The sequence below is a fragment of the Pseudomonas sp. SG20056 genome (genome assembly GCF_031764535.1).
In the GTDB taxonomy this organism is placed as follows: Bacteria; Pseudomonadota; Gammaproteobacteria; order Pseudomonadales; family Pseudomonadaceae; genus Aquipseudomonas.
In genome coordinates this window covers 474240-494309 of sequence record NZ_CP134499.1, presented here as the reverse complement: position 1 = coordinate 494309, position 20070 = coordinate 474240, and the positions used below count along the sequence as shown (strand labels likewise).

Here is a 20070-nt window from a genome sequence, read left to right as displayed (position 1 = left end):
TCAATAAAAAGCGACGAACGGCCTTGGCTTTTCGGCACAGTCTCCTAGGGTTTTTGCAGCTGCACTACGCGGCACACAATTGGGAGATAACCATGCAAGGATTCCAACGCACCACTGCCTTACTGCTGTTGCTCAGCGCAGGCTGGGCTTACGCCCAAGCCGACGAAAAACCCAGCTTCGCGGCCCAGGCGCAGATCGCCGTCGATGATCAGCAGTCACCGCGCTACATCATCAAATACAAGGAGCTGACGCCTTCACCAATGAGTCAGTCCAACCAGCCGCACCCCCTGAGCGCCGGCCAGTTCGAAAGCCGCGCCGCCCAGCGCCTGCTTAGCCAGGCACAGGTACAACCGCTGATGCACCTGGACAGCCAGGCCGCCAGCGTGGCGCACCTCAGCCCGGCACAACTCAAACAGCTGCAAGCCAACCCGGCCATCGACTATATCGAGCTCGACCCACGCCGTTACCTGATGGCCGAACAAGTGCCCTATGGCATTCCCATGGTGCAGGCCGACCTGCTACCGGATAACGCCATTTCCAATATGAAAGTGTGCATCGTCGACTCCGGTTACGACCTCGGCCATCAGGATCTGCCATCAGCCGGCATCACCGGTAACGACGGCTATGGCAGCGTCGACAGCGGCAACTGGTACGAAGATGGCGACGGCCACGGCACCCACGTTGCCGGCACCATCGCCGCACTGGGTGGCAACGATCTGGGCGTGGTCGGCGTCAGCCCATCGGGCAACCTCGGCCTGCATATCGTCAAAGTGTTCAATAACAGTGGCAGCTGGGCCTATGGCTCTGATCTGGTGATGGCCATCCAGCAGTGCCGCGCGGCTGGCTCGACGGTGATCAGCATGAGCCTGGGCGGCGGCGCCTCGTCGGTAACCGAGCGCAATGCCATGGATGCGGCTTACCAGAATGGTGTGCTGGTCGTCGCAGCTGCCGGCAACAGTGGCACGAGCACCCTCTCCTACCCCGCCTCCTACGACTCGGTGGTATCGGTCGCGGCGGTCGACAGCAGCGGCAATCATGCCTCGTTCTCGCAATACAACAACCAGGTAGAAGTCGCCGCGCCCGGCGTTGGCGTGCGCTCCACCTTGCCTGGCAACAACTATGCGAACTACAACGGCACATCGATGGCCACACCGCATGTGTCAGCAGTCTACGCCCTGGTGTGGAGTCAGCACCGCCAGTGCACCCCAGCGCAGATTCGCAAGGTGGTCAACAGCACCGCCGAAGACCGTGGCACTGCAGGCCGCGACCCCTACTACGGCTACGGTATTGTCAAAGCCAAACGGGCCAGCGACCTGATCGCCCAACGCGGCTGTGATGCCACAGGTGGCGGCAATGGCGAAGAACAGACCTACCCCAATCTCTCCGGCGCGCGGGACGCCTGGGTGCGTTACAACGTGGTCGTACCAAGCGGCGCCCAGCGTCTGACGGTAAGAATCAGCGGCGGCACGGGTGATGCCGACCTTTTCACCCGCCTGGGCAGCCAACCCAGCACCAGCCAATGGACCTGCCGCCCCTACCTCGACGGCAACCAGGAAACCTGCACCCAGGAAAACCCAGCCGCCGGCACCTGGCATATCGGTGTCCGGGGCTATTCCAGCTTCTCCGGTGTGACCCTTTACTGGCGCTACGAGTAATTCGCCTGATCCCGGGGCAGGCAGCTGCCCCGGGATCTTTATCGGCCGAGGTCACTCGGTCAGGCAGAAATAATCGCGCAACAACACAAACCGCCAGGGCGCAAATGGACAGTATTTAAAGAAATGCGTAGCGTGCCGCTGATCGCCAATTAAGGATGAACGGCCATGACCCAGCACAACCCCTACGCAACCCCGCAAGCCAGCATCGTCGACGCAGAATCACAGGTGTCTGACGAACAGATCGCCGCGCTACCTATCTCGGATAAATGGAAGCAGCGCTTTAGCGCGATCCACCATGCCGGCGGCATCAAGATGTCCAAGTTCAAGGAGCTTCCCGCCGAGGAGCGGCGCAAGGCCTTCAGCTTCAACTTTCTGGCGTTCTTCTTCGGGCCGATCTACTACGCCATCAAGGGCATGTGGAAAAAGGGTCTGGCACTGTTCATCGTCTGCGCAGCGGTAGTGATCATCCTCGGCATCGGTCTGGACTATCTCGGCTACAGCAAAATCGCCAATGCGCTGGGCTACGGTATCAGCGCGGTATTCGCCACGCGTGCCAATATCGATTACTACAAGAAGACGCTGCTTAACGATAACGGCTGGTGGTAAGCCTCAACCCAACTGCATCAGGAGAATGACGTGACGGAATATGTCGCTGAGGTGATCTGGCAACGCGGTGAGCAGGACTTTCTCGGCAACCGTTACAGCCGCAAACATCTGCTGCGTTTTGATGGTGGTTTGGAGGTCGCCGGCTCGTCCTCACCCCATGTAGTGCCGCTGCCGATGTCGGATGCAAGCGCCGTCGACCCCGAAGAGGCCTTTGTCGCCTCGCTCGCCAGCTGCCATATGCTCTGGTTTCTCTCCATCGCCGCCAAGCGTCGCTTCTGCGTCGATGATTACCGCGACAGCGCCAGCGGGCTGATGCGGGAAAATGCTGCCGGCAAGCTGTTTATCGCTCAGGTCACCCTGCGCCCTGCGGTCAGCTTCTCTGGCGAGCGCATGCCCAGCCGCGAACAGATTGAGCAGATGCACCACCAGGCCCACGAGGAGTGCTTTATCGCCAACTCGGTGAAGTCCGAAGTGCGCTGCGAACCTCGGTTTAGCGAGTAACGCCACAAGGCCACATTGCTTACGACAAGAAGATGCGGTTTAACCATAACGGCTGACACTAGGGGACAAGGCGTGAATCCAACTGCATACGGCTGTCCCGATGGGCAGCCACTGTTTTATTTCCATGGCGTACCGGGCGCGGCGGTTGAGGCGGCGATGCTGCACCAGGCGGCATTGGCGCATGGCATCAAGCTGCTGGTGGTGGAGCGCAATCTGCCGAGCGAACTCAGCAGCGCGGCCTATCTGCAACAGCTCGCGCAACAGATCAGTGATCGCTCGGCGGGCCAGCCGATTCGCCTGCTTGGTTTTTCCATCGGCGCCTGCCTGGCGCTGCGGGTCGCCGCACTATTGGGTGAGCGGGTGGCTGCGGTGTACCTGTTATCGGCTGCCGCACCGCTGGAAATTCCCAGCAATAGCGTCGGCATGGGCGCGGGGCGTTATACCTTCCTTTGGGCGCAGCATTATCCGCGCCTGTTCCGGGCCTTTGCCTGGTATCAGGCGCTGTTGGTGAAGATCAGCCCACGCCTGTTGCTGAACCTGCTGTTCGCCGGTGCTGGCGGTAAAGACCCCGAACTGCTGCGCCAGGCCGACACCCAGGCATGGCTGGCGGATATTCAGCGCGCGTGTTTCAAACATGGGACTAGCGGCTATATGCGCGACGTAAAACTCTATGTCGAACCCTGGGCTGCAGAGCTGGATAACGTCACGGCGGCGGTAAGCCTGTGGCATGGCGAAGCGGATAACTGGGCGCCCATTGCCATGTCCATGTATCTACAGGAGCATCTGCGCACGGCCAGCGCGGTGATCCGTTCCGCCGAGCAAGCGCATTACTCCTGCCTGCTGGAGAACGCTGAAGCCGTGATGGCGGCAGTACAGCTCAGTACCTCAGCAACTCGAGCGGCCGAGTGATAACGCCATAAAGCGCATACGCTTCGACTTAAAACGACCCAAGGACGACACCATGAAAAAGCTCGCACTGCCCCTGATCACCTTGCTGGCGTTCAGCGCCTACACGCTTTATGTGATGTTGCATGCGGAGCAATCGCTGCTGCAATTCGGTATGCAGCTGATGTCCAGCGCCGATACCGCCCAAGTGGTGATCGACCTCTACATCCTCGCGGCACTGGCCTGCATCTGGATGTACCGCGACGGCCGCGCACGGGGCAAGTCGCTGGCCTACCTGCTGCCATTCTTTGCTCTGACTGCGATCTTTGTATCAGTCGGACCGCTGCTGTATCTGGTGCTCAAGGCCCTCGATACAGGTAGCAAAGCGCAACAGGATAGCGCCTCAACTACAGCCTGATGGGACGGAGCAGCCCCGAAAAACCGAGGCTGCTCAACGCTTAAAAGCTCAGATTGAAATTGCCGGTGCCGAAGATGCCGACCAGACCAATCACAATCAGATAAATCGCCACGATGTAGTTCAGCAAACGCGGCATCACCAGAATCAGAATACCGGCGATCAGCGAAATCAGTGGAGTAAGGGCAAGGGTCATAATCGTCACCTGAGAGTTATTGAACCGCCAGTATGCGCGCCACGCCCAAAGCGCACAGCACTATCCACCGGTCGAGCCGTAACCAACCCATCAGCCTGTTTAGCCAACCCGCGTATTGAAGGCCCTTTATGAGCACCGCCAGCTTGTTAACCTCACTGCTGCAGTACAAGGCCTGGGCCAACCAGGAGCTCTTTGCTGAGCTGCAACGTCTTGACCCCATTACCCAGCAAAGCGAGCTGCACGCCGCCTTGCGCATCCTCAATCACATCCACGTGGTCGAGCGGATCTTTGTCGCCAACTTGCAAGGTATCAACCACAGCTACAACGCCACCAACACCCCGGAAACGCCCACGCTGGATGCGCTGCATCAGGCGGTGCAGGACACTGATCGCTGGTATCTGGATTATGTTGCGGGGCTAAGCGCCGAGCAGTTGGCCGAGCGTCTGAGCTTCAATTTCGTCGATGGTGATGCCGGCTGCATGAGCCGCGAGGAAATGCTCGCGCATATCGTCACCCACGGCGGCTACCACCGCGGCGCAGTGGGCCGGATCATGGCGCAACTGCAACTGGCACCGCCGCGGGATATCTACACGCGCTTTCTGCATCAGGATCAGCCGCAGCGCCGCGAAGCGAGCTAACGGCACTACGCGGCCTTACTCGCCGCGAATGTACTGCTCCAGCTGCTGGATCAGGCTGGCCTGTTCGGCGATGGTATGTTTGACTAGGTCACCAATCGACAGCAGGCCGATCAACTCGCCTTCGGCCAATACGGGTAGATGGCGCAGATGGCGGTCGGTCATCAGTTGCATGCAGTGCTGCGAGGTGTCGCGCAGGCCGACGGTTATGACATCTGCTGTCATAATTTCGCTGATCATCGCACTGAATGCGGAGCGCTCCAGCAGTGCAACTTTGCGCGCGTAGTCACGCTCGCTGACGATGCCGGCCAGGCGGCCTTTGTCATCCAACACCACCAAGGCACCAATGCCTTTATCGGCCATCAACTTGATTGCATCCAGCACCGAAGTGCTAGGAGTGACGCTGTATACGGCGGCCTGTGGCTTGGCGCGAAGGATCTCGGCAACTGTTTTCATGCAGGGCTCCTGCTCTGTTTCTTATTGGCATTGAGGATAGTGCGCGAGGCGGCCGTTGCGGGCCAACCCGATGACCCGATCAGAGCATCTGCGCGGGTTCAGCGCAACCATTGCAGGCCAGCAAGGTCGGTGCCAAGCAGCGTTTCAGTTGCCCTGAAATAGCGGCAGACCGAGCCGCGCCTCTACCCCGCCCTCGACATTGCCGATGTGCAATGCACCGCCGTGCAGCTGCATCACTTCCTCGACAAAATTCAGCCCCAAACCGGTGCTCTTACGCCCGCTACCGGGGCGCGGCAGGGAGTAGAAACGCTCACTCAGGCGCGCCAGGGCGTAATCGGGAATCGCCTCGCCCTGGTTGAACAGACGCAGCTCGACCTGCCCGGAACGGGCCTCGGCGTTAAAGCGGATCAGCCCACCTGGCGGGGTGAAATCCAGGGCGTTATCCAGCAGATTGGCCAACGCCTGACGCAGCAAAAAGGCCTCACCACGCGCGCTTAATTCAGCGCCGATATGGTTTTCAATCTGCAGGCCGGCGGCTTCGATACGCGCCATCTGCGCCTGCAACAGCGAGTCGACCAGCGCGCGCAAAGGCACCGCCACCTGCTCTTCCAGGCCCTGGCGCTGTTCGACCTGGGCCAGGTGCAGCAGACGTTCAATCAGTTGCTGCATGCGCGCGCTTTCCTGTTCAATATTGGCGACAAAGCGCTGGCGTTGCGGTGCCGGCATATCGCCATCGAGCAATTCCGCCGCGCCACGAATCGCCGCCAGTGGGCTTTTCAACTCATGAGTCAGGGTGTGCACATAGCGTTCGACATAAGCCTTGCCTTCCAGCTCGGTGCGCATGCGCTCGATAGCTTCGGCCAGTTGCGCCAGCTCACCGCCGCGCACGCTGGGCAGCTCGGCACGTTGCCCGGCACTGACCGCCTGGGCATAGCGGGTCAGCTTGCGCAAAGCGCCGCTGAGCCACCAGGACAACAGCGCGCCGATCAGCAGACCGAGCACGATCAGCCCGCCGCCGAGCCAGGCCAGACGCTGTTCGGAGCGTTCGATATAGGGCTGCAGGGTGCGATTGGGCTTGGCCACCGAGACCACACCGATAATCTGCGCGCCGTCCATAATCGGCGCGGCCACGTACATCACCGAGGAATCGGGATCGTTTGGGTCTTCCTTGGTCGAGCGCGCGCCGTACTCGCCGCGCAGGGTGCGCAGTACATCGTTCCAGCGCGAGTAATCCTGGCCCACCGCCGCGCCGCTGGAGTCGAGCAGGACAATGCCCTTGGCGTCGGTGACATAGATGCGGTGGTTGACCTGGGTTTTCTCCACGCCCCAGATCTGCGCCTTAGGCTGGCGCTGGCCGTAGGCTTGCAACAAGGCGGGCAGGCGGCTTTGTTGCAGGCGCCCAGCCTTGACCTCATCACGCAATATCTCGGCCAGCAGGTTGGCGGTGTCGACCAGGGTTTCCTCGGTGCTCTGGCGCACGCCAGGGCGGATTTCGTCCATCACCGTGCTCAGTACGAACCAGCCGGCCAGCCCGACAAACAGGAAGTACACCAGAAAGATGCGAATCCCCAAGGGCATCAGGCGTGCCTCGGCGAGTAGCTGTAACCCAGGCCGCGATGGGTCTGAATCGGCTCAGCCTCAGCGGCCACCTGGCGCAGTTTGGCACGCAGGCTTTTGATATGGCTATCGATGGTGCGTTCGTAACCGACATCGGCAGCCACGCCCAGGCCGTCGAGCAACTGCTCGCGGGAGAACACCCGCTCGGGCTGCGCCAGCAGGCTTTGCAGCAGACGGAATTCGTGGCGAGTCAGGCTCAGCAACTGGCCGTGGTAGTGAATCTGCACCCGCTCGTTGTCCACCTGAAAAGGCCCCTGAGCCGTCGCCACAGCAACAGCTTCACGCGGGGCCATGCGTTTGAGAATGGCCTTGACCCGCGCCGCCACTTCCCGCGGGCTAAAGGGTTTGACCACGTAATCGTCAGCACCGATTTCCAGACCGACCACACGATCAATCTCCTCGCTGCGCGCGGTGAGAAAAATCACCGGCACCTCGGAGAAGCGCCGCAGCCGCTTGCAGGCCTCGAAGCCGCTGATATCCGGCAGGCCGACATCGAGAATCAGCAGGTCCGCCGGGCTGCGCTGCTGTTCGGCCAGCGCCTGCTCGGCCAGGCTCAGCCAGGTGGTGGTAAAACCTTCGCTCTGCAGGGCGAAGATCAGGGTATCGGCGATGGAGGCTTCGTCTTCGACAATCAGAATATGCGGCATGGGCGTCCTGCTCGTGGCAACTCGGCGAGGAGCCTGCGGCAGGCCGCTGCCAGCGTCAAGGGCGCGGCCTGCTCCTATAAACAGGCCGTAGCCTTAGAACCTTTTAAAGATCTGCGAGCTAGAGTCCTGCAAGGCGCTGCGTTAGTAACAGCCTCCGGCTGGTCAAAACAAGCGAGGAAGCGGACTGGGCTCGCACGCGAGTGTAATTTTGTACATGAGCATTACTCGCTTCACTCGCCCCTTCGGGATCACGCTGAAGCGCGTTAGCCACAAGTGGCTTCCGACCGGGCTGGCGCACCAGCCTGTTTTTAACGCAGCAGGGCCGACGCGCAGCAGATCATAGACAGACCCTCAGTCGAGCTTGAAGCGCGCGGTATTCTGCTCCAACACCTGGCTGCCCTGGCGCAACTGTTCAGCGGCGTTGCTCACCCCCTGAGCGCTTTCAAGCAGGGCACTGGCCGCGTGATCGACCTGCTGGATATTGCCGCTGACTTCATCGGCAGTAGCCGCCTGCTGCTCGGCGGCTGTGGCGATCTGCGCCAGGCGGTCAGTGACAAGTTGCACCGATTCGACGATGGCATTCAGGTCTTCGCCCATGGCCAGCACACTGCCGACATCGCCTTCGGCCTGGCGCACGGCGTCTTCCATCTGGGTGACAGACTGGCCGACCACGCGATGCAGGTTGGCCACGGTTTCGGCGATTTCCGCCGTGGAGTTCTGCGTGCGTTGCGACAGCGAACGTACTTCGTCGGCCACCACGGCAAAGCCGCGGCCTTGATCGCCGGCGCGGGCGGCTTCGATGGCGGCGTTGAGCGCGAGCAGGTTCGTCTGCTCGGCGATGCCCTTGATTACGTCCACCACGCGGGTGATCTGCTCGGTCTGGCTGCGTAACTGTTGCAGCGTGGTGGCGCTGTCACCCAGGCGACTGCTGAGCTGGCGCATGCTTTCACTGGTACGCGCACTGCGCTGGTTACTCTGGTTGGCAATCTCACGGGTCTGACTGGCTTCCACCGCAGCCTGCTCGCAGCTCTGCGCCACGCTTTGCGCGGTGGCAGCCATTTCGGTGGCGGCAGCGGCAATCTGGCTCATCTGCGCCTGCTGCTGCTCCACCGACTCCAGGGCATTGCGCGCCTCGCCGTTGAGCATCTGCACGGTGCCGCCTAGTTGCTGGCTCTGCTGATTGACCCCCTGCATGGACTCGCGCAACTGGCTGACGGCGGTATTCAACGCCATGGCGATACTCGCCAGGTCGTCCTCGCCATGCACCTGCATGCGTACACGCAGATCACCATCGCGCAGACCTTCGGCGGCCTCAATGATGCCCGCGGTGCTACGACGTATCGACGCGTTGAGGCAGAACAATACATACAGCGCCAGCAGGGTCAGCAGGCTGAACACGCTGACCACTTCGATCATCGCGCTCAGGGCTTTGCGCCGGTAATCACCTAGGCTGGCTGAAAACTGCTGGTACAACGCTGCCTGCAGACCGAGCAATTGGCCCTGCAGGGCATCGGTGCGTTGCACAAACTGCTCTGGGGTCAGGGCCATGGGGCTGGCCTCGAACATGTCGCGGTCAATGCCCGCGAGAAAGGCTTCGTAACCCTGCAGTGCCTCATCATAGGGCCCCTGCAACTGGCGCATGGCACGCGGTGCCTCCAGCTTGAGCGTGGCCTGGGCCTTGAGCAGCTGGCTGCGCGACTCATCCAGGCTACGGCGCAGATCGCGGATCAGCACCCGGCTCTGCAAGGTGAAGTGCTGCGACACCACCGCGCCATAACCCTGGCTGGTAAAGCTGCCCAATTGTTCGAGCAGACGCGGCAAGGTGTAGGTCAGCTGCTCCATCATCAGGTAGGTGTCGAGCTGCGGATCAAGGATCAACCCGCTGTCGGTGGCTACCTGCTCGCGCAGGGCCAGCAGGCTCAACAGGTTCTTTTGGTAACGTTCGAGGGCATCAGGCAAGGCCAGCTTACCCAGTACATCGACACTCAGCTCGGCCTGGCCGGCGCTGAGACTCTGCAAGTGCTGGCGCGCCTGATCACTCAACAACGCGGATTGAAGCGGCTGCTCCAGTGCTTGCAGAGCGGGACCAAGACCATTGGCGTGTTCACGCAGCAGTGCTTCGGCGGCTTTCTCGGTGCCCTTCCAGCGTGACAGCAACGTGCGTTGCTCAATCAGCTCCTGCTGCACGCCAGCCATACCCTGCAGGGCACTGATGCCTTCCAGTTCGTTGTCGATGGAATTGAGTCGATCCTGATAATTGCTGCAGATCACCCACAGAGAAAAGCCCAGCGGCAGGGCGAACAAGACAAACACCAACTGAAACTTGCGCGCGAAACTGAAACGTTCCAGTAACCGCACACCCGGTTTGAGTACTCCAGCCATACACACCTCAACCTGTTGAGCGCGCCAACTTCAGGGGCGCGCCAAAGCAAAACTTCAAGCAAGAAGCACGCCCAAGCAGCGCGCCTGCAGGCGGTAATGTGTAATGAGCATAGATGAGTGACCGGACCACAGCCCGTTACCCGGTCGCGAGCAGCGCTAGCGGTCGAAAACCTAGCGGGAAATACCGCTCCAGAGTTCCTCGACATTGCGGAAGCCCCACTCTTCGGCAGATTCGCGACTGACAATCTTGTCGCGCCCAACCAGCTTGCTCAGGTCGAGGATTTCCTGCGGGATCGGGGTTTTCGATCTGGCCGAGAAGAACACCTTGACCCTGGGCATAAGCAGGGATTTGGCTTGCTGCTCCAAAACCACACCGATGCGCCCACTCTCCAGACGCACCAGTGAACCCACCGGGTAGATACCCACGGTTTTGACAAAGGCCTGGAACACCACAGGGTCGAAATGGCCTTTCCATTCAGCCATCTTGCGGATCGACTCGGCAGGGTCCCAGCCACGCTTGTAGGGGCGGTCCGAGGTAATCGCGTCATACACGTCGCAGACCGCGCCCATGCGCGCATACAGGCTGATCTGCTCGCCTTCCAGACGATGCGGGTAGCCCGTACCGTCGACCTTTTCGTGATGATGCAGGCACACGTCCAGCACCAGCGCGCTGACCTGTTTGCTATCAATCAACATGCGTGAACCGGCTTCGGGGTGATTGCGCACCGTAGCGAACTCGTTGTCGGTCAGCTTGCCGGGTTTGTTCAGTACATCATTTGGAATCGCCATCTTGCCGATGTCATGCAGCAGCCCGGCCAGCCCGGCCTCGCGTACCTGGCTTTCGTTCAAGCCCAGATTACGCGCTAGGGCAATCATCAAGGCGCAGACCGCCACCGAATGCATATAGGTGTATTCATCGGCATTTTTTAGCCGCGCCAGGCTGATCAGCGCATTGGGATGACGCATGATCGAGTCGGAAATCTCCTCGACCAACTCCCCGGCCTGCTCGAACTGCAAGGCCTGGCCCATGCGCGCATCGCCAAACATGCTGACCACCGCAGCTTTGGAACGCTCGCAGAGCTTGGCCGCACGCCGCACCTCATCCTCCATCGACACCGCCAGGTTGACTGGCGGGCTCTGTACCGCAGCCAGAAGGGCGGCTTCGGCTTCGGCGGCGACCTCTTCGGGGCTGACACTGACGGTACCGACCTCGACATCCAGGCCCTTGCTGACATCAATCCACAGCTCGCCAATGCTGCTGGCCTTGATACGCTGCAGGTCTTTTTCAGAGTTGAGAAGAAACTTGGATTTCCAGAAGGGGTGGTCCATCCATGCGCCACAGAACTCGTGGATATACATACCGACACGTACGTCGGCCACAGCGATGCACTTCAACATGGATTGCACTCGGATGAGGAATTAACCCGGCGATTGTCAGACAAGCGTAGATGAACAATCGCCAGCATTATGCTGACTTGGAGCAACTAATGGCCATAGGACATCGGTCGCAGATTAGCGGCTTGGAAGCCTTGGCACGACTGCTTATCATTGCCGCTCAAGCGCACCGAAGGAGTTGCCATGCGCCGCCTGTTGACCGGTCTTAGCGTCATTATTCTGCTGCTACTCAACACGCTGATCCTGATCGGCCCGCTGCTGCTAATCGCCCTCGGCAAGTTCGTCCTGCCCGGCAAGGCGCTGAAAACGGCCAGCTCGCGCGGGGTGATGTGGGTGGCAGAAACCTGGGCAGAGCTCAACAAGCTGATTTTCGCCACGCTGCTACCGGTGCACTGGGATATTCGCGGCAGTGCGGACCTGCGTCAGAGCACCTCCTACCTGGTGATCAGTAACCACCAGTCATGGGTCGATATTCCTGCGCTGGTACAGGCCTTCAACCGCAAGACGCCCTACTTCAAATTCTTCCTAAAACAGCAGCTGATCTGGGTGCCCTTCCTCGGCCTGGCGTTCTGGGCGCTGGATTACCCCTTTATGCGCCGCTATTCCAAGGCGTTTCTGACCAAGCACCCCGAGCTCAAGGGCCAGGATCTGGAGATCACCAAGCGCGCCTGTGACAAGTTCAAGGATTTGCCGGTGACCGTGGTCAACTACCTCGAAGGTACCCGCTGCACCCCAGCCAAACAGGCGCAGCAAGGCTCGCCCTATCAGTATCTGCTCAAGCCCAAGGCCGGTGGCGTGGCCTTTGTTCTGGCGGCGCTGGGTGAGCAGCTGGATAAAGTGCTGGATGTGACGGTGGTTTATCCAGGCACGCATGTGCCCGGCTTCTGGGAGCTGATCAGTGGCCAGGTGGACAAGGTGATCGTCGATATCCAGACCCGCGAACTGGACCCGGCACTGTGGCAGGGTGACTACGAAAACGACCCGGTATTCCGCCAGTTTGTGCAGCACTGGGTTACGACGATGTGGCAAGACAAGGATGCGCGGATAGCGCAGATTCGCGGCGAACAGCCCGGTTGACCAGGCACCGCTGCCGCTCAACTACTGCGGCAGCTCACGGCGAATCATCCAGTGCTCCGGCGGCGGCATCAGACGGCTGATATCGAACAGCTCCAGACTGGTCTGGTCGAGCATCTCGATCACCGGACTGACCCGCCGCGCATGTGCGCGACCTTCCAGCGCGCGCACCGCCAGGTCCACGGCAATCCGCGCCTGCAGCACCGGGGAGTCGGTGGGCGCGGCAACAATAAACCCATCACGAATCTGCTCGACAATTCGTTCGGTGGTGTAGGTGGCCAGAACCCGCGCCTGGTAGTTCTGCCCTGAGGTCTGCACCAGCTGCGCGGCAAAGCCGGCAGCTTCAGCATTGCCCAGCAGGAAGTCGAGGCGCGGATGCTGCCTGAGCAGCTCGCGCACCAGTTGCGCCTGACTGGCGCGATCCACCGGGCCATAGCCACCGTGTTGCACGGTCATCGGTTTGTTCTGTTCGGCCTGGCGCAGCTTCTTTTCTGAATCCAGAACCCAACCAGCGCCTTGCGGCCCGGGTAACCAGCCCAGGCTGAAAGGCCCCGACGAGCGATGGTCATCGATATAGGCCAGAGCAGCGCCGGTCATATCGGCAAAATCCACGCTGGAGCTGGCGCTCAGCCCCGGACAGTCGATGCCATTGACCAGATCGATAACCGGCTTGCCCTGTTCGACCAACTGAGCGATAGGCTCACAGAGAGCCAGGGCATCGATCGCCGCAATCACATAGGCATCGGCATTGCGCTGCTGACAGGTGCGCAATTGCTGCGCTTGCACCTGTGGATTTTCATAGCCCCCGGCCTCATAGATGCCTAGCCGCACACCTTGGCGCGCGGCCTCCTCATCCAGGCCCCAGGCCACACCCCACCAGTAGCGATCCTTGCCATGCGGCAACAATGCGCACACCCGCCAGGGTTTGGCCGCTTGCGACAACGGCTGGTACTGCTGCGATACGCCATCGGCCAGTACCTCCACGGGGTACCAGTCCGAAGCCCACGCCAGGCCGCTGATCCAAAGCCAACAGAGAGTGACGCATATCGCCCGCATAAGATCCTGCCCTGGAAAGTGGGCACTGAGCAGCCGTGCCGTGCACTTACTTTAGCCACTTTTCAGGTTCTATATGGACGGAGCAGAAGGCAGGCAGAAAGCGAGCAGGCGCCTCGGTTGAGGACCCGTGCATACAACGACAGGCGGGCAATCTGACTGCCCGCCTGCATCCCTGAGGGCAATCAGGCGGCGCTGAACATCTTGTGCGGGTCGATAACGAATTTCTTCGGCACGCCGGCATCGAACTCGCCGTAACCGCGCGGTGCGTCGTCCAGGCTGATGACCTGTACGCCCACCACTTCGGCGATATTGATACGGTCCCACATGATCGCCTGCATCAGCTGGCGGTTGTACTTCATAACCGGGGTCTGGCCGGTATGGAAACTGTGCGACTTGGCCCAGCCGAGGCCAAAGCGAATGCTCAGGGAGCCAATCTTCGCCGCCGCATCCACCGCGCCCGGATCTTCGGTGACATACAGACCAGGAATACCGATCTTGCCGGCCACCCGCACCACGCCCATCAGCGAGTTGAGCACTGTGGCCGGCGCTTCGTGTTGCACGCCTGCGTGACCATGGCCACGGGCCTCGAAGCCCACCGCATCCACCGCGCAATCCACTTCCGGCTCGCCCAGCAGCGCGGCGATCTGCTCGTGCAGCGGAGTGTCCTGAGACAGGTCGGCAATCTCGAAGCCCTGAGCCTTGGCATGGGCCAGACGCACCGGATTAACATCGCCCACGATCACCACGGCAGCGCCGAGCAAACGGGCCGAGGCGGCGGCCGCCAAACCCACAGGGCCAGCACCGGCGATATACACGCTGCTGCCAGGGCCAACGCCGGCCGTCACGGCGCCGTGGTAGCCGGTGGGCAGGATGTCGGACAGACACGTCAGGTCGCGGATCTTCTCCATGGCACGGTCGCGGTCCGGCAGCTTCAGCAGGTTGAAATCGGCGTACGGCACCATCGCGTACTCAGCCTGGCCACCAGTCCAGTCGCCCATGTCGACATAACCGTAAGCACCGCCGGCACGTGCCGGGTTGACCGACAGACACACACCGGTGTGCTGTTCCTTGCACGAACGGCAGCGACCGCAAGCAACGTTGAACGGCACCGAGACCAGATCACCAATCTTCAGGTTCTCCACGTCGCGGCCCTTCTCGATCACCTCACCGGTGATCTCGTGGCCCAGCACCAGGCCGGTTTGCGCCGTGGTACGGCCACGCACCATGTGCTGGTCGGAACCACAGATATTGGTGGAAACCACACGCAGGATGACCCCGTGTTCGATCTTGCGACCGCGCGGGTCCTGCATTTTCGGATAGTCGATTTTCTGCACTTCGACCTTGCCAGCGCCGAGATAGACGACGCCACGATTACCAGACATACGTATTTCTCCTTTCTTGTTGTGAATACAAAGGCGCAGCCAACGGTCGCGCGGCCTTGTACTGGAGCGTTTAAGTCTGTTGCCGGGTGGCCCGAGGATTTGGCAGTCGGTCAGTCCACCCATAGTGAAGATTTCAGAAACTGCGGTTCAGGCGTGCAGCACCACCGTGCGGCCGTCATTGAGAAAGACGCGACGCTCAAGGTGATAGCCGATGGCCTTGGCCAGGGTCTGGCACTCGATGTCACGGCCCTTGGCGATCAGGTCTTCGGGGTAGTGGGCATGGTCAACTGGCTCTACGCCCTGGGTGATGATCGGCCCCTCGTCGAGGTCGTTGTTGATGTAGTGGGCAGTGGCGCCGACCAGCTTGACGCCCTTCTCGTAGGCCTGGTGATAGGGCTTGGCGCCCTTGAAACCGGGCAGCAGCGAATGGTGGATATTGATCGCCCAGCCATCCAGCTGGCGGCACAGCTCAGGTGAGAGCACCTGCATATAGCGGGCGAGCACCACCAGCTCGGCGCCCGTGTCCTCGATCACCTGCAGCACCTTGCGCTCCTGCGCCGGCTTGTCTTTCGGGTCGAGCGGGAAGTGGTAATAGGGAATGTCGTGCCAGCGCGCCAGCGGTTCCAGGTCTGGATGGTTAGACACCACCGCCACCACGTCCATGGCCAGGTGGCCGATACGCTGGCGATAGAGCAGGTCGTTCAGGCAATGGTCGGCCTTGCTGACCATCAGCACCACCTTGGCGCGGTAACCCGGCGGGGTCAGTTCGACCTGCATGCCGAATATGCTCAAGCGATCGTTCAGGCCAGCACGAAAGGCCTGCTCGTCAAAGTCATCCGGCTGGCGGAACTCCACACGGATAAAGAAGCGCGCCGACAGCCGATCATCGAAGGAATGGTGCTCCGTGACGTAGCAGCGCTGCTCGAACAGAAAGCGCGTCACCGCATCCACCGTGCCGAGCACACTCGGGCAGTGGGCAGTGAGAATCCAGGTGTCTGGGGTGCGGCTCATAATTGGGCCCTCGTTAGAACTCGTGGGAGGGGCTGGGCGGCATTCCGCTTTAGCCGCGAAAAGCAGTCGCGGCTAAAGCCCCTCCCACAGGATGTTTGTTGCCATCTGGGCGTAGGGTGGATGGCGCTTTATCCATCCACCTTTGCGGGCCTCTGGTGGACGAAAACGCGTCGTCCACCCTACAACTCAGGGCTTGATGGCCAGGCCATACTCGGCGCTGGCGTCCTGCAGCCACAGCCAGAAGTAATCGGAGAAACTGCGGCGAATCAGCAGTTCCCAGGTGTCTTCGCCGGTGTGGCGGATCACCAGTTGCGACTTGGCGAAGTGGGTGCCCACCGCCTTGCCCACCGGGAAGTTGCTTGGATGCACGTCATAGCTGGTGGACTTCATCAGCACTTCACGCACCTTCGGCCCGCTCAGTTCCAGCAGGGTCTGCCCGCCACTGACGTTGACGATCGAAATATGCTGGCCGTCCAAAGCTTCACGCAGCTTCTGCTCGACCGCGAACTCGCTGCCGCTCGGCACAATCAGCAGCCACTCATCCGGCGCCAGCCATTGCAGCGAGGTGTCGCCGGCCGCCACTAGGGTCAGTGCCACCGGCAGTTCCAGGCCCAGGGCCTTATGTACACCGCCGGCAAACGCCGGGTCTTTGGCGTCGCCACGCAGGGTCAGGTGCCCGAGCAGCTTCTTCTCGCGCACGGTCACCCCGGCGCTGGCCGAACCTTTACCCGCCAGCTGTTCAAGGCCGGCGTGGAACAGCGGCGACTCGGCATGTGCCGCAGCCGGGCGTTGTTGATAAACGTTGATCAAATTAGACATTCTGGCGATCCCCTTTCGGGTCATAGAACACGGAGCTGACGATTTCGGCTTCGATCAGGCTGCCATCGGCGAGCGGTGCAAACACCCGCTCACCCATACGCTTGAGGCCGCCCTTGACCACACCCATGGCGAAGGAATAGCCCAGAGCCGCGCTCATGTAGCTGGAGGTGACATGGCCGACCATCTGCATCGGGATGGTCTGTTTCGGGTCGAACACCAGTTGCGCGCCTTCCGGCAGCACCTTGTTCGGGTCGACGGGTTTGAGCCCGACCAATTGCTTGCGGTCTTCGCGCAGGCTGTCTTCGCGGTTCATGCCGCGCCAGCCGATCCACGAGAACGGCTTGGTTCGCCCTACGCACCAACCCATATTGAGGTCGTCTGGGGTGACCGAGCCGTCGGTGTCCTGACCGACGATGATGAAGCCCTTCTCAGCACGCAGTACGTGCATGGTCTCGGTGCCGTAAGGCGTCAGGCCATGTTTCTTGCCGGCTTCGATGATTTTTTCCCACACGCCCAGTGCGTAGTCGGCCTGCACGTTGACTTCGTAACTCAGCTCACCGGTGAAGGAGATGCGGAACACCCGCGCCGGCACACCGCCGACCAGGCCTTCCTTCCAGGTCATAAAGGGGAAGGCATCATTGTCCAGATCGATGTCAGTGACCTCGGCCAGCAGCTTGCGGCTGTTGGGGCCAGACAGGGTCATGGTCGCCCAATGATCGGTGACCGAGGTGAAGTACACCTTCAGCTCCGGCCACTCGGTCTGGTGGTAGATTTCCAGCCATTCCATCACACGTGCAGCACCGCCGGTGGTGGTGGTCATCAGGAAGTGATTGTCGGCCAGGCAGGCGGTCACGCCGTCGTCGAAGACCATGCCGTCTTCCTTGCACATCAGGCCGTAGCGCGCCTTGCCCACATCCAGTTTGGTCCAGGCGTTGGTGTAAACGCGGTTGAGAAACTCGCGGGCATCCGGGCCTTGAATGTCGATCTTGCCGAGGGTCGAGGCATCCAGAATACCCACCGCGTTGCGCACGGCCAGGCATTCGCGGGCCACGGCGGCGTGCAGGTCTTCGCCCGCCTTGGGGAAGTACCACGGGCGCTTCCACTGGCCGACATCCTCGAACTCGGCACCGTTTTGCAGGTGCCAGCTTTGCATCGCGGTGTAACGCTTGGGCTCGAACAGCGCGCCACAGTGACGGCCGGCAACCGCGCCGAAGGTCACCGGCGTGTAGTTCGGGCGGAACATGGTGGTGCCCATCTGCGGGATGCTGATGCCCAGCGAGCGGGCGGCAATCGCCAGACCGTTGATATTGCCCAGCTTGCCCTGGTCGGTGCCAAAGCCCAGCGCGGTGTAGCGTTTGACGTGCTCGACCGACTCAAAGCCCTCGCGCGTCGCCAGCTCGATACCGGCCGCGGTGACGTCGTTCTGCAGGTCGACAAACTGCTTGGGCGCACGCGCCGTCGGCTTGTCGTGCGGCACCTGGAACAGCGCCAAAGACGGTTCTTCCAGGCGTGGCGCGACCTGCGGCAGGCTCGCGGAGACCGCCTTGAAGCCGGCTTCGGCAGCCGCCGACACACCCGCCTCGAAACCATCAGCCAGGGCATCACCAAGGCTGAACACACCGTTCACTGCACCGGCGCACAGACGCTTCTGGAAGCCGCCCTCGCCCGGCACAAAGGCCAGAATATCTTCACGCCAGGTCGGCCGGCCGCCCAGGTGCGACGCCAGGTGTACCACCGGGCTGTAACCGCCGGAGCTGACGATCAAATCGCAGTCGAGCACTTCGCCGGGGCTGCTGACCTTGTGGCTTTGCACATCGATGGCGCAGATGCGCGCAGCGCTGACCCGCTTGCTGCCAGCGGCTTCCACCACGGCGCTGCCGGTAAGGATGCGCACACCGCGCTTGCGCGCCTCTTCCACCCAGGTGCCGCGTGGGTTGCTGCGGGCATCGGCCACCGCCACCACCTGCAGGCCGGCGTCGAGCCAGTCGAGCACCACGCGGTAGGCGTAATCATTGTTGGTCGACAGCACCAGCTGCTTGCCCGGCGCCACGCCATAACGGCGCACGTAGGTGGACACCGCATCGGCGAGCATATTGCCCGGCACGTCGTTGTTGGCGTACACCAGCGGCCGCTCATGAGCACCAGTGGCCAGCACCACACGTGTGGCGCGTACACGATGCATCCGCTGACGCACCATGCCCATCGGCGCGACCTCGCCGAGGTGATCGGTCAGGCGCTGGTGAATGGTGAGAAAGTTGTGGTCGTGGTAACCGTTGACCGTGGAGCGCGGCAACAGGGTGACTTCAGGCATGCCGGACAGCTCGGCAATCACCTGCGCGGCCCAGTCGGCGGCGGGTTTGCCGTCGAGGGTTTCGCGGGTGCTGAGCAGGCTGCCGCCGAACTCTTCCTGCTCATCTGCGAGAATCACCCGCGCACCGCTGCGCGCGGCAGCCAAAGCAGCGGCCAGGCCTGCCGGGCCGGCGCCGACCACCAGCACGTCGCAGTGCTGGTTCATATAGTCGTAGCTGTCCGGGTCCACCGCAGTCGGCGCACGGCCAAGACCGGCGGCCTTACGGATGTATTTCTCGTAGGTCAGCCAGAGGTTCTGCGGGTACATAAAGGTCTTGTAGTAGAACCCCGGCGGCATCATCTTGCCGCCGACCTTGCCGAGAATGCCCATCAGGTCGGTGTTGACGCTCGGCCAGCCGTTGGTGCTGCTGGCGACCAGGCCGGCATACAGCGCCTGCTGGGTAGCGCGCACGTTGGGGATCTGCGCCGCTTCGGTGCTGCCGATCTGCAGCACGGCGTTCGGCTCTTCCGCGCCAGCGGCAACGATGCCGCGTGGCCGCGAGTACTTGAAGCTACGGCCGACGATATCCACGCCATTGGCCAGCAAGGCGGCCGCCAGGGTGTCGCCGGCAAAGCCTTGATAGCTCTGCCCGTTGAAGCTGAATGTCAGGGGCTGGCTGCGGTCAACGCGGCCGCCGCTGGCAAGACGATTGACCTGGCTCATGCCGTTACTCCTTGGTCGATGGCCTTTTTCTCGGCAGTGCCGGCAGCGGTGACGCTGGGCTTCTCGCCGATCTTGTAGGTTTCGAGAATTTCGTAGGTCACCGTGTGACGGGTGGCGTTGAAGTACTTGCGGCAACCGGCGGAATGCACCCACAGCTCGTGGTGAATGCCGCGCGGGTTATCGCGGAAGAACAGGTATTCGCCCCACTCGGCATCGGTGCAGGCGGCTGGGTCCAGCGGGCGCGGAATATGCGCCTGGCCCTTGGCGTGGAATTCCTCTTCGGAGCGCAGTTCGCCGCAGTGAGGGCAGAAGATATGCAACATGG

At 61.5% G+C, this 20070-nt stretch carries 19 protein-coding genes; 7 read left to right on the top strand and 12 right to left on the bottom strand.

The features are described from left to right. Positions 1–92 precede the first annotated feature (92 nt). From RHP75_RS02380 to RHP75_RS02360, 5 genes are all read left to right on the top strand, one after another. Positions 93–1655, top strand: a complete 1563-nt coding sequence (locus tag RHP75_RS02380) for a S8 family serine peptidase (RefSeq protein ID WP_311090310.1) — start codon at positions 93–95, stop codon at positions 1653–1655. Between the two features lie 165 nt (positions 1656–1820). Further along, positions 1821–2261, top strand: coding sequence for a DUF2628 domain-containing protein (locus tag RHP75_RS02375; protein ID WP_311090309.1), 441 nt, complete (start codon positions 1821–1823; stop codon positions 2259–2261). Positions 2262–2291: 30 nt separating this feature from the next. Next, positions 2292–2762, top strand: coding sequence for an OsmC family protein (locus RHP75_RS02370; RefSeq protein WP_311090308.1), 471 nt, complete (start codon positions 2292–2294; stop codon positions 2760–2762). Between the two features lie 72 nt (positions 2763–2834). Then, complete coding sequence (locus RHP75_RS02365) at positions 2835–3671, top strand: alpha/beta hydrolase (protein ID WP_311090307.1); 837 nt, start codon at positions 2835–2837, stop codon at positions 3669–3671. A gap of 52 nt (positions 3672–3723) precedes the next feature. Further along, complete coding sequence (locus RHP75_RS02360) at positions 3724–4065, top strand: DUF2834 domain-containing protein (RefSeq protein WP_311090306.1); 342 nt, start codon at positions 3724–3726, stop codon at positions 4063–4065. Positions 4066–4105: 40 nt separating this feature from the next. On the opposite strand, the gene RHP75_RS02355 is transcribed toward RHP75_RS02360, so the two are convergent. Next, positions 4106–4258 carry a DUF3096 domain-containing protein gene (locus tag RHP75_RS02355; protein WP_275962302.1) on the bottom strand — a complete coding sequence of 51 codons (153 nt, stop codon included), beginning with the start codon at positions 4256–4258 and terminating at the stop codon, positions 4106–4108. 128 nt (positions 4259–4386) lie between these two features. On the opposite strand from RHP75_RS02355, the gene RHP75_RS02350 reads away from it, so the two are divergent. Further along, positions 4387–4896: a DinB family protein gene (locus RHP75_RS02350; protein WP_311090305.1), complete on the top strand. Its 510-nt coding sequence runs from the start codon at positions 4387–4389 to the stop codon at positions 4894–4896. 15 nt (positions 4897–4911) lie between these two features. On the opposite strand, the gene RHP75_RS02345 is transcribed toward RHP75_RS02350, so the two are convergent. The 5 genes from RHP75_RS02345 to RHP75_RS02325 all read right to left on the bottom strand — a co-directional run bounded on the left by RHP75_RS02345 (position 4912) and on the right by RHP75_RS02325 (position 11393). Next, positions 4912–5349 carry a CBS domain-containing protein gene (locus tag RHP75_RS02345; RefSeq protein ID WP_311090304.1) on the bottom strand — a complete coding sequence of 146 codons (438 nt, stop codon included), beginning with the start codon at positions 5347–5349 and terminating at the stop codon, positions 4912–4914. Positions 5350–5493: 144 nt separating this feature from the next. After that, positions 5494–6927, bottom strand: a complete 1434-nt coding sequence (creC, locus tag RHP75_RS02340; RefSeq protein WP_311090303.1) for a two-component system sensor histidine kinase CreC — start codon at positions 6925–6927, stop codon at positions 5494–5496. Then, positions 6927–7613 carry a two-component system response regulator CreB gene (gene creB / locus RHP75_RS02335; protein ID WP_311090302.1) on the bottom strand — a complete coding sequence of 229 codons (687 nt, stop codon included), beginning with the start codon at positions 7611–7613 and terminating at the stop codon, positions 6927–6929. Before creB ends, creC begins: the two co-directional genes overlap by 1 nt. Before the next feature lie 351 nt (positions 7614–7964). Further along, positions 7965–9995, bottom strand: coding sequence for a methyl-accepting chemotaxis protein (locus tag RHP75_RS02330; protein WP_311090301.1), 2031 nt, complete (start codon positions 9993–9995; stop codon positions 7965–7967). A gap of 171 nt (positions 9996–10166) precedes the next feature. Then, complete coding sequence (locus tag RHP75_RS02325) at positions 10167–11393, bottom strand: HD-GYP domain-containing protein (protein WP_311090300.1); 1227 nt, start codon at positions 11391–11393, stop codon at positions 10167–10169. A 180-nt stretch (positions 11394–11573) separates the two neighbouring features. Between RHP75_RS02325 and RHP75_RS02320 the strand changes: the two genes are divergently transcribed. Continuing rightward, the gene (locus RHP75_RS02320; RefSeq protein ID WP_311090299.1) at positions 11574–12467 is read left to right on the top strand and encodes an acyltransferase; all 894 of its coding nucleotides are present in this window, start codon (positions 11574–11576) and stop codon (positions 12465–12467) included. A 21-nt stretch (positions 12468–12488) separates the two neighbouring features. Here RHP75_RS02320 and torT read toward each other — a convergent pair whose 3' ends face one another. The 6 genes from torT to RHP75_RS02290 form a co-directional block, all read right to left on the bottom strand. Continuing rightward, entirely contained in the window at positions 12489–13448 is a 960-nt protein-coding gene (torT, locus tag RHP75_RS02315; RefSeq protein WP_311090298.1) for a TMAO reductase system periplasmic protein TorT, read from the bottom strand. Positions 13449–13702: 254 nt separating this feature from the next. Next, positions 13703–14902 carry a formaldehyde dehydrogenase, glutathione-independent gene (fdhA, locus tag RHP75_RS02310; protein WP_311090296.1) on the bottom strand — a complete coding sequence of 400 codons (1200 nt, stop codon included), beginning with the start codon at positions 14900–14902 and terminating at the stop codon, positions 13703–13705. A 147-nt stretch (positions 14903–15049) separates the two neighbouring features. Beyond that, positions 15050–15913, bottom strand: a complete 864-nt coding sequence (gene purU, locus RHP75_RS02305; protein ID WP_311090295.1) for a formyltetrahydrofolate deformylase — start codon at positions 15911–15913, stop codon at positions 15050–15052. Positions 15914–16099: 186 nt separating this feature from the next. After that, complete coding sequence (locus RHP75_RS02300; RefSeq protein WP_311090294.1) at positions 16100–16732, bottom strand: sarcosine oxidase subunit gamma family protein; 633 nt, start codon at positions 16730–16732, stop codon at positions 16100–16102. Then, positions 16725–19745, bottom strand: a complete 3021-nt coding sequence (locus RHP75_RS02295) for a sarcosine oxidase subunit alpha (protein WP_311090293.1) — start codon at positions 19743–19745, stop codon at positions 16725–16727. Before RHP75_RS02295 ends, RHP75_RS02300 begins: the two co-directional genes overlap by 8 nt. Next, entirely contained in the window at positions 19742–20068 is a 327-nt protein-coding gene (locus RHP75_RS02290) for a sarcosine oxidase subunit delta (protein ID WP_090379269.1), read from the bottom strand. The genes RHP75_RS02295 and RHP75_RS02290 overlap by 4 nt, the downstream gene beginning before the upstream one ends. Positions 20069–20070 lie beyond the last annotated feature (2 nt).

Coding starts and splice junctions, on each gene's coding strand:
- RHP75_RS02345 (WP_311090304.1), bottom strand. CDS start 5,349: ATGAAAACAGTTGCCGAGATCCTTCGCGCCAAGCCACAGGCCGCCGTA.
- RHP75_RS02295 (WP_311090293.1), bottom strand. CDS start 19,745: ATGAGCCAGGTCAATCGTCTTGCCAGCGGCGGCCGCGTTGACCGCAGC.
- RHP75_RS02375 (WP_311090309.1), top strand. CDS start 1,821: ATGACCCAGCACAACCCCTACGCAACCCCGCAAGCCAGCATCGTCGAC.
- RHP75_RS02380 (WP_311090310.1), top strand. CDS start 93: ATGCAAGGATTCCAACGCACCACTGCCTTACTGCTGTTGCTCAGCGCA.
- RHP75_RS02360 (WP_311090306.1), top strand. CDS start 3,724: ATGAAAAAGCTCGCACTGCCCCTGATCACCTTGCTGGCGTTCAGCGCC.
- RHP75_RS02290 (WP_090379269.1), bottom strand. CDS start 20,068: ATGTTGCATATCTTCTGCCCTCACTGCGGCGAACTGCGCTCCGAAGAG.
- RHP75_RS02300 (WP_311090294.1), bottom strand. CDS start 16,732: ATGTCTAATTTGATCAACGTTTATCAACAACGCCCGGCTGCGGCACAT.
- fdhA (WP_311090296.1), bottom strand. CDS start 14,902: ATGTCTGGTAATCGTGGCGTCGTCTATCTCGGCGCTGGCAAGGTCGAA.
- RHP75_RS02350 (WP_311090305.1), top strand. CDS start 4,387: ATGAGCACCGCCAGCTTGTTAACCTCACTGCTGCAGTACAAGGCCTGG.
- RHP75_RS02355 (WP_275962302.1), bottom strand. CDS start 4,258: ATGACCCTTGCCCTTACTCCACTGATTTCGCTGATCGCCGGTATTCTG.
- creB (WP_311090302.1), bottom strand. CDS start 7,613: ATGCCGCATATTCTGATTGTCGAAGACGAAGCCTCCATCGCCGATACC.
- creC (WP_311090303.1), bottom strand. CDS start 6,927: ATGCCCTTGGGGATTCGCATCTTTCTGGTGTACTTCCTGTTTGTCGGG.
- RHP75_RS02325 (WP_311090300.1), bottom strand. CDS start 11,393: ATGTTGAAGTGCATCGCTGTGGCCGACGTACGTGTCGGTATGTATATC.
- purU (WP_311090295.1), bottom strand. CDS start 15,913: ATGAGCCGCACCCCAGACACCTGGATTCTCACTGCCCACTGCCCGAGT.
- RHP75_RS02320 (WP_311090299.1), top strand. CDS start 11,574: ATGCGCCGCCTGTTGACCGGTCTTAGCGTCATTATTCTGCTGCTACTC.
- RHP75_RS02330 (WP_311090301.1), bottom strand. CDS start 9,995: ATGGCTGGAGTACTCAAACCGGGTGTGCGGTTACTGGAACGTTTCAGT.